At 70.5% G+C, this 13,751-nt stretch carries 16 protein-coding genes; 11 read left to right on the top strand and 5 right to left on the bottom strand.

Features of this window, described 5'->3' with window-relative positions; translation table 11 throughout:
• Nucleotides 1-13 precede the first annotated feature (13 nt).
• The 5 genes from Q0Z83_RS50285 (at nucleotide 14) to Q0Z83_RS50305 (ending at nucleotide 2,902) form a co-directional block, all read left to right on the top strand.
• A complete protein-coding gene (locus Q0Z83_RS50285; RefSeq protein ID WP_317790664.1) occupies nucleotides 14-1,060 on the top strand; it encodes a methyl-accepting chemotaxis protein in 1,047 nt (348 codons plus the stop codon).
• 23 nt (nucleotides 1,061-1,083) lie between these two features.
• Nucleotides 1,084-1,356, top strand: coding sequence for a hypothetical protein (locus Q0Z83_RS50290; RefSeq protein ID WP_317790665.1), 273 nt, complete (start codon nucleotides 1,084-1,086; stop codon nucleotides 1,354-1,356).
• Nucleotides 1,353-1,880: a GAF domain-containing protein gene (locus tag Q0Z83_RS50295; protein ID WP_317790666.1), complete on the top strand. Its 528-nt coding sequence runs from the start codon at nucleotides 1,353-1,355 to the stop codon at nucleotides 1,878-1,880. The genes Q0Z83_RS50290 and Q0Z83_RS50295 overlap by 4 nt, the downstream gene beginning before the upstream one ends.
• Nucleotides 1,877-2,455, top strand: a complete 579-nt coding sequence (locus Q0Z83_RS50300) for an HhH-GPD-type base excision DNA repair protein (protein ID WP_317790667.1) — start codon at nucleotides 1,877-1,879, stop codon at nucleotides 2,453-2,455. The genes Q0Z83_RS50295 and Q0Z83_RS50300 overlap by 4 nt, the downstream gene beginning before the upstream one ends.
• A gap of 66 nt (nucleotides 2,456-2,521) precedes the next feature.
• A complete protein-coding gene (locus Q0Z83_RS50305) occupies nucleotides 2,522-2,902 on the top strand; it encodes a DUF3099 domain-containing protein (protein ID WP_317790668.1) in 381 nt (126 codons plus the stop codon).
• Nucleotides 2,903-2,912: 10 nt separating this feature from the next.
• Here the strand turns inward: Q0Z83_RS50305 and Q0Z83_RS50310 are convergent, their stop codons facing one another.
• Complete coding sequence (locus Q0Z83_RS50310; RefSeq protein ID WP_317790669.1) at nucleotides 2,913-3,791, bottom strand: carbohydrate kinase family protein; 879 nt, start codon at nucleotides 3,789-3,791, stop codon at nucleotides 2,913-2,915.
• Entirely contained in the window at nucleotides 3,788-4,738 is a 951-nt protein-coding gene (locus Q0Z83_RS50315; RefSeq protein ID WP_317790670.1) for a pseudouridine-5'-phosphate glycosidase, read from the bottom strand. Before Q0Z83_RS50315 ends, Q0Z83_RS50310 begins: the two co-directional genes overlap by 4 nt.
• A 135-nt stretch (nucleotides 4,739-4,873) precedes the next feature.
• Between Q0Z83_RS50315 and Q0Z83_RS50320 the strand changes: the two genes are divergently transcribed.
• The 4 genes from Q0Z83_RS50320 (at nucleotide 4,874) to Q0Z83_RS50335 (ending at nucleotide 9,214) form a co-directional block, all read left to right on the top strand.
• A complete protein-coding gene (locus tag Q0Z83_RS50320) occupies nucleotides 4,874-5,098 on the top strand; it encodes a DUF3039 domain-containing protein (RefSeq protein WP_177320007.1) in 225 nt (74 codons plus the stop codon).
• A 7-nt stretch (nucleotides 5,099-5,105) separates the two neighbouring features.
• Nucleotides 5,106-5,720, top strand: a complete 615-nt coding sequence (locus Q0Z83_RS50325) for a trimeric intracellular cation channel family protein (RefSeq protein WP_317790671.1) — start codon at nucleotides 5,106-5,108, stop codon at nucleotides 5,718-5,720.
• Nucleotides 5,721-5,813: 93 nt separating this feature from the next.
• A complete protein-coding gene (locus tag Q0Z83_RS50330; RefSeq protein ID WP_317790672.1) occupies nucleotides 5,814-7,544 on the top strand; it encodes a DEAD/DEAH box helicase in 1,731 nt (576 codons plus the stop codon).
• 62 nt (nucleotides 7,545-7,606) lie between these two features.
• The gene (locus Q0Z83_RS50335) at nucleotides 7,607-9,214 is read left to right on the top strand and encodes a GGDEF domain-containing protein (RefSeq protein ID WP_317790673.1); all 1,608 of its coding nucleotides are present in this window, start codon (nucleotides 7,607-7,609) and stop codon (nucleotides 9,212-9,214) included.
• A 90-nt stretch (nucleotides 9,215-9,304) separates the two neighbouring features.
• Here Q0Z83_RS50335 and Q0Z83_RS50340 read toward each other — a convergent pair whose 3' ends face one another.
• Together Q0Z83_RS50340 and Q0Z83_RS50345 are read right to left on the bottom strand one after the other, a co-directional pair.
• Nucleotides 9,305-9,547 carry a DUF7455 domain-containing protein gene (locus Q0Z83_RS50340; RefSeq protein ID WP_317797349.1) on the bottom strand — a complete coding sequence of 81 codons (243 nt, stop codon included), beginning with the start codon at nucleotides 9,545-9,547 and terminating at the stop codon, nucleotides 9,305-9,307.
• Between the two features lie 246 nt (nucleotides 9,548-9,793).
• Nucleotides 9,794-11,353 (bottom strand): RNA polymerase sigma factor, encoded by a 1,560-nt coding sequence (locus tag Q0Z83_RS50345; RefSeq protein ID WP_317790674.1) that lies wholly within the window; start codon nucleotides 11,351-11,353, stop codon nucleotides 9,794-9,796.
• A 255-nt stretch (nucleotides 11,354-11,608) separates the two neighbouring features.
• Between Q0Z83_RS50345 and Q0Z83_RS50350 the strand changes: the two genes are divergently transcribed.
• Nucleotides 11,609-12,430 carry an inositol monophosphatase family protein gene (locus Q0Z83_RS50350; RefSeq protein ID WP_317790675.1) on the top strand — a complete coding sequence of 274 codons (822 nt, stop codon included), beginning with the start codon at nucleotides 11,609-11,611 and terminating at the stop codon, nucleotides 12,428-12,430.
• A 20-nt stretch (nucleotides 12,431-12,450) separates the two neighbouring features.
• Here Q0Z83_RS50350 and Q0Z83_RS50355 read toward each other — a convergent pair whose 3' ends face one another.
• A complete protein-coding gene (locus Q0Z83_RS50355; RefSeq protein WP_317790676.1) occupies nucleotides 12,451-13,005 on the bottom strand; it encodes a LytR C-terminal domain-containing protein in 555 nt (184 codons plus the stop codon).
• 345 nt (nucleotides 13,006-13,350) lie between these two features.
• Here Q0Z83_RS50355 and Q0Z83_RS50360 point away from each other — a divergent pair, with 345 nt between their 5' ends.
• Nucleotides 13,351-13,647 carry a DUF4193 domain-containing protein gene (locus Q0Z83_RS50360; RefSeq protein ID WP_045743100.1) on the top strand — a complete coding sequence of 99 codons (297 nt, stop codon included), beginning with the start codon at nucleotides 13,351-13,353 and terminating at the stop codon, nucleotides 13,645-13,647.
• The last annotated feature ends 104 nt before the right edge of the window (nucleotides 13,648-13,751 follow it).

The raw sequence follows: 13,751 nt of genomic DNA on the forward strand, positions 1-13,751 counted from the left end.
ACGGAGGTATCGCATGCCAAGTCTTCTCCGCAAGCTCTCGATGACACCGGCCGAGCCGGAGGAGCCTGCGCTGCGCCCCGACGTGGTGGCCGGCGCGCTCGATCCGGTCCCGTCGTACTGTGACGTGGTCGACGGGCATGTGCGTGACGTCATCGAGCAGACCGGCGAAGCCGCGCACGCGATCATCCAACAGCTGGTGAAGGTCGACTCGCTGGCGGAGGTGATGGCCGGCGACGTCGCGCAGCTCGCCGGCACCCTCAGCCGGACCGAGACCGAGCTGAGCCAGGTCAGTGCCGGCAACGACCAGCTGGTCGGGCGCCTGATCTCGTACTTCCTGCACCGTGACCACCAGATCCGGGCGCTGGTCGAGCAGATGCGTGAGCTCGACCAGCACGTCAAGCAGATCGAGGAGGTCAGCCGGGCCACCAACATCCTCGCGCTCAACGCGATGATCGAGGCGGTCCGGGCCGGTGAGGCGGGTGAGGGCTTCTCGGTGGTCGCCGACGAGGTACGCAAGCTGGCCCACCGGTCGGCCGAGGCGGCGCACGGCATCGGCTCGAACATCGGTGACCTGACCGCCAAGCTGGACGCGGTGCTCTCCGACGACAGCCAGTTCGACCGGGATCAGGAGATCCCGGTGGTGCAGGAGGAGACCGCGATGACCCGCCGACTGGGTGGCATCGCCAACGCCCAGCGGGAGATGTCGGAGATGGTCACCGGCATCCTCAAGGACACGGTCAGCGCCGCGGACCAGGTGCAGCGCAGTTCGGCGGCGCTCACCTCGGAGACCACCGGCGCCGTCGGCCACGTGCAGTTCCAGGACATCAGCCGGCAGATGCTCGAGCACGTGGCGGACGCGGTCGGCGACGTCCGGCGGCAGGCCGAGGACGTCGCGGCGTACGCCCGTGGCGCCCTCTCCGAGGAGGACCTGATGGCCCGCATGATCAGTGTGGAGGATCTGAGCGCCAAGCACGTGATGTCCCGGCAGCGGAGCACCCACGCCGAGCAGACCGGAGGCGCCGCGCACACCGATGTCGAACCCCTCATCGAACTGTTCTGACCAGCCCAGCGAGAGGTAGCGCCATGGCCCGCGCCGATACCTACGGCCACGACCAGCCGACCGAGCAGGATGCCGTGAAGGCCCTGGCGGATCTCGTCGGCCTGCAGATGGCCGAGGGCCTGTGGAGTCTGTCCGTGCAGGCGCTCGGCCTGCGGCGGCCGATCACCACCTCGGCCGACCTGCGTAAGGTGGCCGAACACGTGATGGAGGTGGGCGAGCTGAGCCGGGTGGCCGGACGTTCGCTCAAGGTCCGCATCATCACCTATGAGGCGCTGGCGAGGACGGTCCAGGCGTGATCCTGGAGCGTTACCCCGAGTTGGTCGACCGGCGCCGCCTGCTCGACGTGGCCCGGCTCGGCATGGACGTCCAGCTGGCACGTCCGTACCTGGACGAGATCGTGGAATCGGTCACCGACCGGCTGGGCATGCCGTTCGCGATCGTGGACAGCCTGCTCGACGGCGCGCAGGTCTTCCTCGCCGGCCGGGGGCCGATCCCGGAGTGGGTGGGCGAGGTCGGTGGGACACCCGTCGAATGGGCGTTCTGCCTCCCGATGCTGCGCTCCCACGCCGCCCATCACGTCAGCGACCTGACCCGGCACCCGGAGTTCCGGGACAACCCCCTGGTCACCTTCGAGGGCGTGCGGGCGTACATCGGAGCGCCGTTGATCTCCGCCGGAGGCGCGGTCCTCGGCGGGCTGTGCGCGCTGGACGTCCGACCGCGCGATTTCGACCAGGACGAACTGGATCTGATGCGCGACCTCGCGGCGGAGACGGTCCGCCGGATCGAGGCCCGGGCCGAACCTGCCATCATGAGGTCGTGACGTTCTCCCTGCCGGTGCCGGCCGAAGCCAACGACCTCCTCAACCGCGACCCGCTCGCGGTGACCCTCGGGATCGTGCTGGACCAGCAGATCACCCTGGAGAAGGCGTTCACCTCGCCGTGGGTGCTGGCGCAGCGGCTCGGGCACGAGCCGACCGCCGCCGAACTGGCCGACTTCGACCCGGAGGCGCTTGTCGCGATCTTCTCCGAGCCGCCCGCCCTGCACCGTTTCCCGAAGGCGATGGCGGCCCGGGCGCAGGAGGTCTGCCGGGTGATCGCCGACGAGTATGACGGGGATGCCGCCGGCCTCTGGCGCGGTGTGGCCGACGGCGCCGAGCTCTATCGACGGATCTTCGCGCTGCCCGGCTTCGGCAAGCAGAAGGCCCAGATCTTCGTGGCGCTGCTCGGCAAGCTCTACGACGTGCGTCCGGAGGGCTGGCGCGAGGCGGCCGGCGGCTACGGCGAGGAGGGCTCCTACAAGTCGGTGGCCGACATCGTCGACGCCGAGTCGCTGGGTAAGGTCCGGGCCTACAAGAAGCAGGTCAAGGCCGAGGCGAAAGCGGCCAAGGAGGCCTGAGTCCCGGCCCGCTGGGCACGATGGCCCAGCCGGTGGGAGGATGACGGGGTCGATCGGAGACCTCGCGTGAAGAAGCACCCGGAGCGTCCGGTGTTGATCACCGATGCCGCTCGCAGCCAGGACGATCAGCTCCGCGGCCGCCAGGTCCGCTACGTGACGATGATGAGCGTCCGGGCTCTGTGCCTGATCCTCGGCGGGATCCTGATCAGCGCCCGGGTGCCGCTGCTGCCGGTCTGGCTGACCCTCTGCGCGCTCGGGATGGTTCTGCTGCCCTGGATGGCGGTGCTGATCGCGAACGATCGCCCACCCAAATCCAAGGCCGAGCGCGCCGCCGACGCGGCCGCTCGCGAGGACGTCCGCCGGGCGTTGACCGAGCCGTCGCCGGAGCCCGACTACATCACCATCGACTCCGAGGTGATCGACGAGGCCCGGCCCCGCGCCGACTGAGTCGACCCGGTCAGCGTGGAGCCGGGCGGGCGCCGATCCGGGAGACGGCCAGGGCGCCCAGCACCGCGCCGGCCCGCAACGCGGCGGACGGCGACGAGCCCGCGTGCCATGCCGTGAGCAGCCCGGCCGCGAAGGCGTCACCGGCGCCGGTCGGGTCCTTCACCGGCACCGGCGAGGCGGCCACCGGGAACACGCCGTCCGGCCCGACCCACACCGCCCCGGCCGCGCCCTGTTTCACCACCGCGTTGCGTACGTGCGCGGTCAGCCGCCCCGCCTGCTCGGCCGCGCTGCCCGGACCGGCGAGCACGTCGGCCTCGTCCGCGTTGCACAGGAGCAGGTCGGTTCCCCGTACCCAGTCCAGGAAGGCCCCGGCCTCGCGCAAGGGGGCCGCGGACGCCGCGTCGACGCTCACCGTGAGACCCCGCCGGGTGGCGGCCGTGAGGGCCGCCCGGCCCGCCGGACGGGAGCCGGCGTGCAGCAGCGGATAGCCGGAGAGGTGCAGGTGGCTGCCGGCCGGTGCGGCGCTGATCGCGGCGGTGACATGGTCCGGTTCGAGGCGCAGCGAGGCACCCCGGTCGGTGATCATGGTGCGTTCGGTCGTGCCGGTGAGCACCACCACGCTGCCGGTGGCGACGCCCGGCAGAACCTGCACCGCGCATCGCACCCCGGCTGCGGTGAGCTCGCTCACCCGGTCGCGTCCGGGCTGGTCGTCGCCGACCGCGGCGATCAACGTCACCTCCTGGCCCGCGTGGGCCAGCCAGGCCGCGGTGTTGGCGCCCTGGCCGCCACCGGCGACCCGGATCTCCGCGTCCGTGTCCGAGCCCGCCCGGATCTCTCCGTGGTGCTCGACCAGGACATCGGTGACCAGGTCGCCGACGACGAGGATCATGCCGGCACGGCGAAACCGACAGGCGCCGTCGAGCCGTCGGTCGCGGCCACGGCGATCTGCGCGGCCAGGGCGGCGTTGCGCAGGATGATCCGGATGTTGACCGCCAGGCTCCGGCCCTCGGTGCTGGAGTGGAAGTGCCCCAGCAGGAACGGGGTGACCGCCTTACCGGTGATGTTCTGTTCGGCCAGCAGGTTCAGTCCGGTCGCCAGGGTCCGGTCGTGCAGGGCCGGCTCCAGCTGCTCGTCGGCCGGCAGCGGATTGGCCAGCACCAGCGCGGCCTCGGCGACACCCTGGTCGGCGCGGGCCTTGATGAAGTCGGCCACCTGCTCCGGCGAGTCGAGCTGCCAGTCCAGGTCGAAGCCGCCGTCGGTGATGAAGAAGCCGGGGAAGCGGCTGGTCCGGTAACCGGCGACGGAGACGCCGAGGGTCTCCAGCCGCTCCAGCGTGGCGCCCACGTCCAGGATCGACTTGACACCGGCACAGACCACGACGATCGGGGTACGGGCCAGCGCGGTCAGGTCGGCCGACTCGTCATACGTGACGTTCGCCTCCCGATGCACCCCGCCCAGCCCGCCGGTGGCGAACACGCCGATCCCGGCCGCCGCGGCGATCGCGCTGGTGGCCGCCACGGTGGTCGCCCCGTCGGAGCGCCGGGCGGCCGCGATCGCCAGGTCACGCACCGACAGCTTGGCCACCGCCTCGGCCGACGCCAGACGCTCCACCTGGGCGTCCTCCAGGCCGACGATCACCTCGCCGTCGATCATGCCGATGGTGGCCGGCACCGCCCCGTTGTCCCGGACCGCCTGCTCGATCTCTCGCGCCACCCGGATGTTGTCGGGGTGCGGCAGCCCGTGCGAGATGATCGTGCTCTCCAGGGCCACCACCGGACGGCCGTCCCGCCGGGCACGGGTCACGTGCTCGCCGTATCGAATCGCGAAGTCAGTCACGGGGTAAACCGTACGGTGCGGGCCGCGGTCATGATCCCGGGACCGCACGTGAGACCCGTCGCGTTGTCGTTGGACCGGTCCGGCGTGAGGTGTCAGACTTGGCGGCTGGAGCTTGGCTTATTTTCAGAAGGGCAGATAACCGTGAGCACCCAGATCCTGGAGCGTCCGGAAACTCAGGACACCGACACCGGTCCCGAGATGTTCCACTACGTCCGTAAGGAGAAGATCGCTGAGAGCGCCGTCATGGGCACTCACGTGATCGCGCTCTGCGGTGAGACCTTCCCGGTGACCAAGTCGCCGAAGCCCGGATCGCCGGTGTGCCCGCAGTGCAAGGAGATCTACGAAGCCATGAAGGCCTGATCAAGGCGTGACGGGCGGATATCCGCTGCTCGTCGCGGATCTGATCGGTGTGGCGGTGTTCGCCGCCTCCGGCGCCTCGGCCGGCGTCGCGAAACGACTCGACCTGTTCGGTGTCGCGTTCGTCGGCTTCGCGGCCGCGCTCGGCGGTGGCATCCTGCGCGACCTGGTGATCGGTGCCGCGCCCCCGCTGGCGTTCGCCGACTGGCGTTACGCGGTGACCGCGGTGGCCGCCTCGATCGCGGCGTTCTGGCTGCACCCGGCACTGCACCGGGTGCGGCGTACGGTGCTGGCGCTGGACGCCGCCGGTCTCGGTCTGTTCACCGTCACCGGCACGGTGAAGGCGATCGAAGCGGGCGTGCCCGCGGTCGGCGCCTGCCTGGTGGGGATGCTCACAGCGATCGGCGGAGGCCTGACCCGCGACCTGCTCACCGGCGAGATCCCGGTGGTGTTGCAACGAGAGATCTACGCGGTGGTCGCCCTCGGCGGCGCCGTGCTGGTGACCGTCCTGCACCGGGTCGGTCAGACCGGCGTGATCCCGCTCGCGATCGCCGCGGCCACGATGACCGGCGTTCGGCTGATCGCGCTGCGCAGACGATGGTCGGCTCCCGTCGCGGTGCCGTGAAGCCACCCGGCAACATTCCATGGCTATGCTGGATCCCGCCTCCGCGCCCCTTCATCGCGGGGGTTTTTCCTTGGGAGAAGGGATCACCGCAGCTTGAGCCCGCCTGTGCCGAACCTGGAGATCTTTCCGCCGCTGCGGGACTGGCAGCGTAAGGCGATGGTGACGTACCTCCGTCGCCGTTCCGAGGACTTCATGGCCGTGGCGACGCCCGGCGCCGGCAAGACCACGTTCGCGCTGCGGATCGCGGCCGAGCTGCTGGCCGACGGCACCTGCGACGCGGTCACCGTGGTGTGCCCGACCGAGCATCTGAAGACGCAGTGGTCACTGGCCGCGGCCCGGGTCGGCATCCAGCTCGACCCGAAGTTCCGCAACTCGGACGTGCACTCGTCGCGTGACTTCCACGGCGCGGTGCTCACCTACGCCCAGGTCGGCATGGCCCCGGCCGTGCACAAACGGCGCACCCTGTCCCGCCGCACGTTCGTCATCCTCGACGAGATCCACCATGCGGGTGACTCGCGGACCTGGGGTGACGGGGTGAAGGACGCCTTCGAGCCGGCTGAGCGGCGCCTGCTGCTCACCGGCACCCCGTTCCGGTCCGACGAGAACCCGATCCCGTTCGTGTCCTACGAGCGCGGGCAGGACGGCATTCAACGATCAAAGGCCGACTCGGTGTACGGCTACGCCGACGCGCTGCGTGACCGGGTCGTGCGCCCGGTCCTGTTCATGGCCTACTCGGGGGAGACCCGCTGGCGTACCAATGCCGGTGACGAACTGGCCGCACGCCTGGGCGAGCCGATGACCAAGGACCTGATCGCACAGGCCTGGCGGACCGCCCTGGACCACCGGGGCGACTGGATGCCGCAGGTGATGCGGGCCGCCGACGCCCGGCTCACGAAGATCCGTGAGCACGGCATGTCGGATGCCGGCGGCCTGGTCATCGCGAGTGACCAGCAGTCCGCCCGGGCGTATGCGAAGCTCCTGCATGACCTGACCGGTGAGCCGGCCACCGTGGTCCTCTCCGACGACGAGGGCGCGTCCGGCCGGATCGCCGAGTTCGCCGCCTCGGAGAAGCGTTGGATGGTCGCGGTCCGGATGGTGTCGGAGGGTGTCGACATCCCGCGCCTGGCCGTCGGCGTCTACGCCACCAGCGCCTCCACCCCGCTCTACTTCGCCCAGGCGATCGGCCGGTTCGTGCGGTCCCGGGTGCCGGGCGAGACCGCCACCGTGTTCCTGCCCAGCGTCCCGCACCTGCTCGGCCTGGCCAGCGAGATGGAGGCTCAGCGCAACCACGTGATCGGCGCGCCCAAGGAGAAGGACGGGCTCGACGACGACGTCCTGGAGCGCGCGCAGAAGACCGAGGACGCGCTCGGCGACCTGGACAAGATGTTCGAGGCGCTGTCCGCGACCGCCGAGCTGGACCAGGTCATCTACGAGGGCACGTCGTTCGGCACCGGCGCCCGTACCGGTACCGCCGAGGAGGCGGACTATCTGGGGCTGCCCGGCCTGCTGACTCCGGACCAGGTGACCACCCTGCTCAACAAGCGCCAGGCCGACCAGATGGCGGCTCAGAAACGGCGACAGGCGGAGGAGCCCAAACCCGACGAGACGGTAAAGCCGGAGCCGGTCGTGCCGATGAGCGCGGGGGAGCGGCGCAACAGCCTGCGTCGTCAGCTGAACACGCTGGTGGCGGCCCATCACCACCGGACCAACCTGCCGCACGGGAAGATCCACGCGGAGTTACGCCGGATCTGCGGCGGCCCACCCAGCGCGCAGGCGACGATCGAGCAACTCGAGGAGCGAATCGCTACGATCCAGTCCTTCTGAGGTCACCGGGTTTCTCTCCGATCCGTCGCTCCGGGGCCGATATGCCGCCGGGGAGGGAATCGATGCGGGAGATCACACTCGAGGCGGCACGTCTGCTGGAACGCGCGCAGACGGGTGAGGCCGTCGCGGCCCGGTCCCGGGCCGAAGAGGTGCTCCGCGCGGTCACGGGCGATCTCGTCGACGGCCCGGCCTGCATGCATTTCGTCCGGCTGGTCTCGTTCATCGCCCAGGCCGACCCGGCCGCCGCGGTCGAGGCGGCCGATCTGATGCTCCCGTCTACCGAGCGGGAGGGCAGCGTCGGCTGGCGGGCCTGCGCCCTGGCCAGCCGGGCCTGGCAGCGTCTGCGGCTCGGTCAGATGGACCCGGCCGAGAACGACGTGGACCGGGTGCTGCGTGACCTGGTGGCCGCCGAGGCGCTGGCCGCCGAGGAACGGGAGCCGATCGCCGCGGTCAACTCACTGGTGGCGGTCGCGATCGGCTACTGGGAGCTGCGCCTCTACGAGCTGGCGGCCCCACAGTTCCAGCTGGCGTACGAGATGAGCCGGGCCGACGACGGCCAGAACGGCAACCGGGCCATGTGGCTGCTCAACCTGGCCGAGATGCACCTGGGCTGGGCTCTCGAGCTCTACCAGATCTCCCAGGTCGAGGAGGCCGAGGAGCACACCGCCGAGGCCGAGCGGTACGCGATGCGCGCCGCCGACGAGGTGTCCGGTGACGACGCCGACGCCTGGCGCGAGAACGCTCTGCTCTACGCCGCCTGCTCACGGGCGGACCGGGACGACCCGGCGGGCGCCGCCGCCGACATCGAGACCTACCTGGCCCGCCTGGAGGCGCGCGGGTTCATGCCGGCCGCGATGACCATCGGCAAACCGTTCTACGCGGTCGCGCTGAGCCGCTCCGGCCGCCCGGAGGAGGCGCTGCGGGTGATGGCCGACGCGGTCCGTGATCTGCCGCCGGACGCGGACTGGCTGGCCGTGGCGAGCACCCACCGCACCCGCACGGTGCTGATGGCGAACCTCGGTTCGGCCGACGCCGAGGCGGCCCTGGCGTACGGCGACTCGCTGGCCGCCGCACTCTGGCGCCAGCGGCAGAACACCCTGCACGCCGCCCGCAGCCTGCACGACCTGGAGGCGTTGCGTCTGCAGCACGAGCAGATGGCCCGGGTCGCCGACCTGGACGCGCTCACCGGCATCGCGAACCGCCGGGCCTTCGACCACGCTCTGGCGGAGGCCCGGACCGCTCCGGACGCGACCCGCCGGCGCAGCGCCGTGCTGCTGATCGACACCGACCGGTTCAAACAGATCAACGACACTCGGGGCCACGCGGCCGGCGACGCGGCGCTGCGGGCCATCGCGGCCGCTCTGAGCGCCCAGGCGGGCCCGGAGGACCTGGTGGCACGTCTAGGTGGCGACGAGTTCGCGGCGCTGCTCCACGGCTGCGAGGAGGCCGCCGCCACCGATGTCGCCGAGCGCATGGTCGAGGCGGTCCGGGCGATCCAGGATTGCCCGGCCACCCTGAGCATCGGGATCGCGGTGGCGTCCGACGACGAGTTGCCGGCCGCCCTGGAACGGGCCGACGAGGCCATGTACGCGGTCAAGCGGGCCGGTGGCGACGGGGTGCGTCGCTGCGACGAGGACGAGGACGAGGACGAGGCCGCGCTGGCCGCCTGAGCGCTCCCCGACCCGACCGGACAGCAGAACGGGCGCTCCCTGCAGGGGGAGCGCCCGTTCTTGTCACACGTATCGGTTGGGGGACCGCTGCTAGTTGCTGGAGTTCGACATCATGTCCGCGCCGCGCCAGGTGAACTCGGGTTCAGCCGCGTACTGAACCGCGATCTTCACCAGGTCCTCGGCGTACCGGTTGGCGTGGTGGCCACAGAAAACCAGTTCACTGCCACCCGCCAGGGTCAAACGGAGCTTCCCGGCTGCATTGCAGCGGTCGCACCGTTCATCGGCTGCGGGGCCGGCCAGACTTCCTGCCGACGGCGTGAGAGTCGGGGTCATCGCCTTCCTCCTCTGTTCGTCACCGATGAACATGTTCCTCGGCTACTGCTCACACATCGTGCAACACCCTGCACCGTTGCAGCCTTCCCAGAGTGCCCCGGGGGGACCGGGATCACACCGTGGTTCCAGCTAGTGTGCCGTGATCCAAGGGTGCCACGTCAACGATCACTTCTGCACAACGGTCTGATCACCACCCGTTGATGTACGGGTGGTGACCAATTAGACACTGAAAGTTGACCAAAGGTCCTAGTCGAGGTAGTCGCGCAGGACCTGGGACCGCGACGGGTGCCGCAGTTTGGACATCGTCTTCGACTCGATCTGCCGGATCCGCTCCCGGGTCACCCCGTAGACCTGGCCGATCTCGTCCAGCGTGCGCGGCTGCCCGTCGGTCAGGCCGAACCGCAGCCGGACCACACCCGCCTCACGCTCGGAGAGCGTCTGCAGCACCTGCTGGAGCTGGTCCTGCAGCAGCGAGAAGGAGACCGCGTCGACCGCGACGACCGCCTCGGAGTCCTCGATGAAGTCACCGAGCTGGCTGTCGCCCTCGTCGCCGATCGTCTGGTCGAGCGAGATCGGCTCCCGAGCGTACTGCTGGATCTCCAGCACCTTCTCCGGCGTGATGTCCATCTCCTTGGCCAGCTCCTCCGGGGTGGGCTCACGGCCCAGGTCCTGGAGCAGCTCACGCTGGATGCGCCCGAGCTTGTTGATGACCTCGACCATGTGCACCGGGATGCGGATGGTGCGGGCCTGGTCGGCCATGGCGCGGGTGATGGCCTGCCGGATCCACCAGGTGGCGTACGTGGAGAACTTGTAGCCCTTGGTGTAGTCGAACTTCTCGACCGCGCGGATCAGGCCGAGGTTGCCCTCCTGGATCAGGTCGAGGAAGGCCATGCCGCGACCGGTGTAGCGCTTGGCCAGCGACACCACGAGCCGGAGGTTCGCCTCCAGCAGGTGGTTCTTGGCCCGCTCGCCGTCCCGGTTGATCCACTTGAGGTCACGCTCGAAGTTGCGCTCGAGTGACTCCTCGCCCTCGTCGGCGGCGCGCAGTCGCTCGGCGGCGTAGAGGCCGGCCTCGATCCGCTTGGCCAGCTCGACCTCCTGCTCGGCGTTGAGCAGCGGAACCTTGCCGATCTGCTTGAGGTAGGCGCGGACCGAGTCGGCCGAGGCGGTCAGCTCCGCGTCACGGCGGGCCTGCTTGAGAGCCTCGGACTCCTCGTCGTCCCACTCGAAGTCGCCGTCGGTGGCCGAGGTGGCGGCGTCGGTGGCGGCCGCGGCGACCATGGCCGGCGGCTCCTCGACGACCACGTCCTCGATCTCGGCGGCGAGCTCCTCGGGATCGATCTCCTCGCCGGGGCCCTCCTCGCCGGGCGCGGCGGCCTTCCCCGGCGCCGCCTTCTTGGCGGGCACCGCGGCCTTGGCGGCGGTGGCCTTGCGGACCGGCGCGGCCTTCTTGGCCGGTGCGGGCGTGGCATCGCCGCCGACCGCGGGCGCGGCCTGCTTGGGCGCCGGCGTCGCCTTCTTGACCGGCGCCGTCTTGGCGGTGGTCGCCCGGGACGCCGGAGTGGTGGAGCGGGCGGCGGCGACCTTCGGCCGTCGGGTGCTGGCGGAGCCGTCGACCACGACGGTGATGCCGGCGTCCACCAGCCCCCGCAGGATCTTCTTGGCCTGCGCCGGGTTCACCGCGGCGGACTCGAGCGTGTGCGCGACCTGGGCCGATGTGAGTTGCCCGCCCGCACCCTGGGCATGGGTGATCAAGGCCTCGGTGAGAGAGCGAACGTCGGCACCGTTCTGGTGGGCTTCTGTCACGAATGACCTTCCGGAGGCGATGAGGTTGGGCACGGCCACGGTCCAGCGCAGCACGCGGGGGCGAGCGTCGCCGGAGTCGGTTTGTGGGGGCCCCCGGGTCACGGACCGTACCGGTGGCGTGTCCGTGAAGCGGTGGGCAGGGGTGAATTGTAGCGCCGCTTACCGAGATCCTCCGCCCACAGCACGCCGCCGGGGGCCGACGACCTCGTCAGAGACGCCTGACGCGAGAATGGTATCGGCGGAAAGGACCCATACGTGAGCGAGATTCCGGTGGTATCGACACCCGGCGAGCTGTTGTCCGTGGCGGTGCGGATCGCCCGGGAGGCGGCCGTGACGGCCCGCAGGATGCGGGACGAGGCGATCGGCGACGTCCAGACCAAGAGCACCGACACCGACGTGGTCACCGCGGCCGACAAGGCGGTCGAGCGGCAGGTGGTGGAGGCCCTCAAGGCGGAGCGACCGGGCGACGGCGTCCTCGGTGAGGAGTACGGCGACTCGCTGGACCCGGCACCCGGTGCCGTCCGGTGGATTCTCGACCCGATCGACGGCACCGTGAACTACCTCTACGGCCTGCCGCAGTACGCGGTGTCGCTGGCCGCCGAGCGCGACGGCGAGGTGGTGGCCGGCGTGGTGGTCAACGCGGCCACCGGTGACGAGTGGACGGCGACCGTGGGCGGCGGCGCCTGGCGGGCCGGGCGGCGCCTGAGCGGCTCGGAGCGGACCACTCTGGACCAGTGCCTGGTGGCGACCGGGTTCGGCTACGACGCGCGGCGGCGGGCCCATCAGGGGGCGGTGATGGCCCGGTTGATCACCCGGGTGCGTGACATCCGCCGGCTCGGCGCGGCGTCGCTGGACCTCTGTCTGACCGCGGAGGGTTCGCTGGACGCGTACTTCGAGAAGGGCCTGAACCTCTGGGACCACGCCGCCGGTGGGCTGATCGCGGCCGAGGCGGGCCTGATCGTCGCGGGGCTCTCCGGGGAGCCGGCCGGCAACCGGATGCTGGTGGCCGCACCGCCGGCGATCTTCCCGGTGCTGCACGACGCGCTGGTCGAGCTGGACGCGGCCGGCGGCCCGTGAGCGCGCCGATCGCGTCCTCGTCACTCGGTCTCGGGCTCGGTGGTCTCGGTGACCGGCTTGAGGCAGGCGCCCGGCGGCAGGGTCGGCTCACCCTCGGCGCCCAGCGACTGGTTCACCTCGGTCGTGGTGGCCAGCGCCTGGAACTTGTCGCCGATGATGATGTCGATGACGTCGCCCTTGCGCTTGGCGTTGTAGACCATCGTCGACTGGGCCAGGAAGTACGCCCGGAGCAGCTGCGCCTTGCCGACGGTGTCCGGCCCGAACCGGATCTCGGCGACGCCCTCGACCTTGGTCTTGCTCTTGCCCGGCTTCTCGACGACGAAGCGCCGGTTCGCGAACTCGTTGCTGACCTGCTCGGCGAGGTCGGCCTTGCTGGTGCCGTTGTAGACCTTGATCTTGACGACGGCCGGGTCGTTCGGGAGCCGGATGTCGGCCAGCGGTGCCCCGGCCGGGCAGTTCGAGCCGTTCACACTGCCGCGCTGGGTGTCCCGGAAGAGGGTGACGACGACGAAGACCACTGCGGCCACGGCGAGCACACCGACGACTACCAGCGCTCGGACGCGGGCAAAGCTCATGGGTCGGCTCCAGGATCGGGGGACGGACCCGGGTAAGGTGCCCGGGCCTGTCGAGAGGTTAACGTCTGTCCGCCAGGGGCGCGGAAACAGGGAATGCTTCCGGCGCGTTGACGATGATCCAGTGGCTGGGGCCCCTACTTTGATGTCGCCTCGGTCACATCGGGAACAATGTGCCGCCGGAGTGCGTACAAGCCTGCCGCGTCAGCGGTAATGTTCCGCGCCCACCGGGGCAGATCCTGAGGCCCGTAGGGGTGTCAGAAATCGGCCGGCGGAACCGGGAACCGAAACCCTGCCAATGGCGTTACAAACGCCAAGTGACACATCGATACAGGAGAGTGAAGACCGATGGCCACCGACTACGACGCCCCGCGTCGCGATGAGGTCGACCTCGGCGAGGACAGCCTCGAGGAGCTCAAGGCCCGCCGCGCCGACTCACAGTCGGGCGCAGTGGACGTCGACGAGGTCGAGGTGGCGGAGAGCTTCGAGCTGCCCGGCGCCGACCTCGCCGACGAGGAGCTCACCGTCAAGGTGCTGCCGATGCAGACCGACGAGTTCCGCTGCTCCCGCTGTTTCCTCGTGCATCACCGCAGCCAGCTCGCGGTGGAACGCAACGGGGAGCTGATCTGCCGCGAGTGCGCCTGAGCGCACTCGCGCGCAGCGCGCCACATCACCCGATCGCGGTAGCCGCGGTCGGGCGTACGGCGTTCACGGGGGGTTTGACAGGGGGTTTGACCCTGGGTGATGAC

This window comes from Actinoplanes sichuanensis, from assembly GCF_033097365.1.
Lineage (GTDB): Bacteria > Actinomycetota > Actinomycetes > Mycobacteriales > Micromonosporaceae > Actinoplanes > Actinoplanes sichuanensis.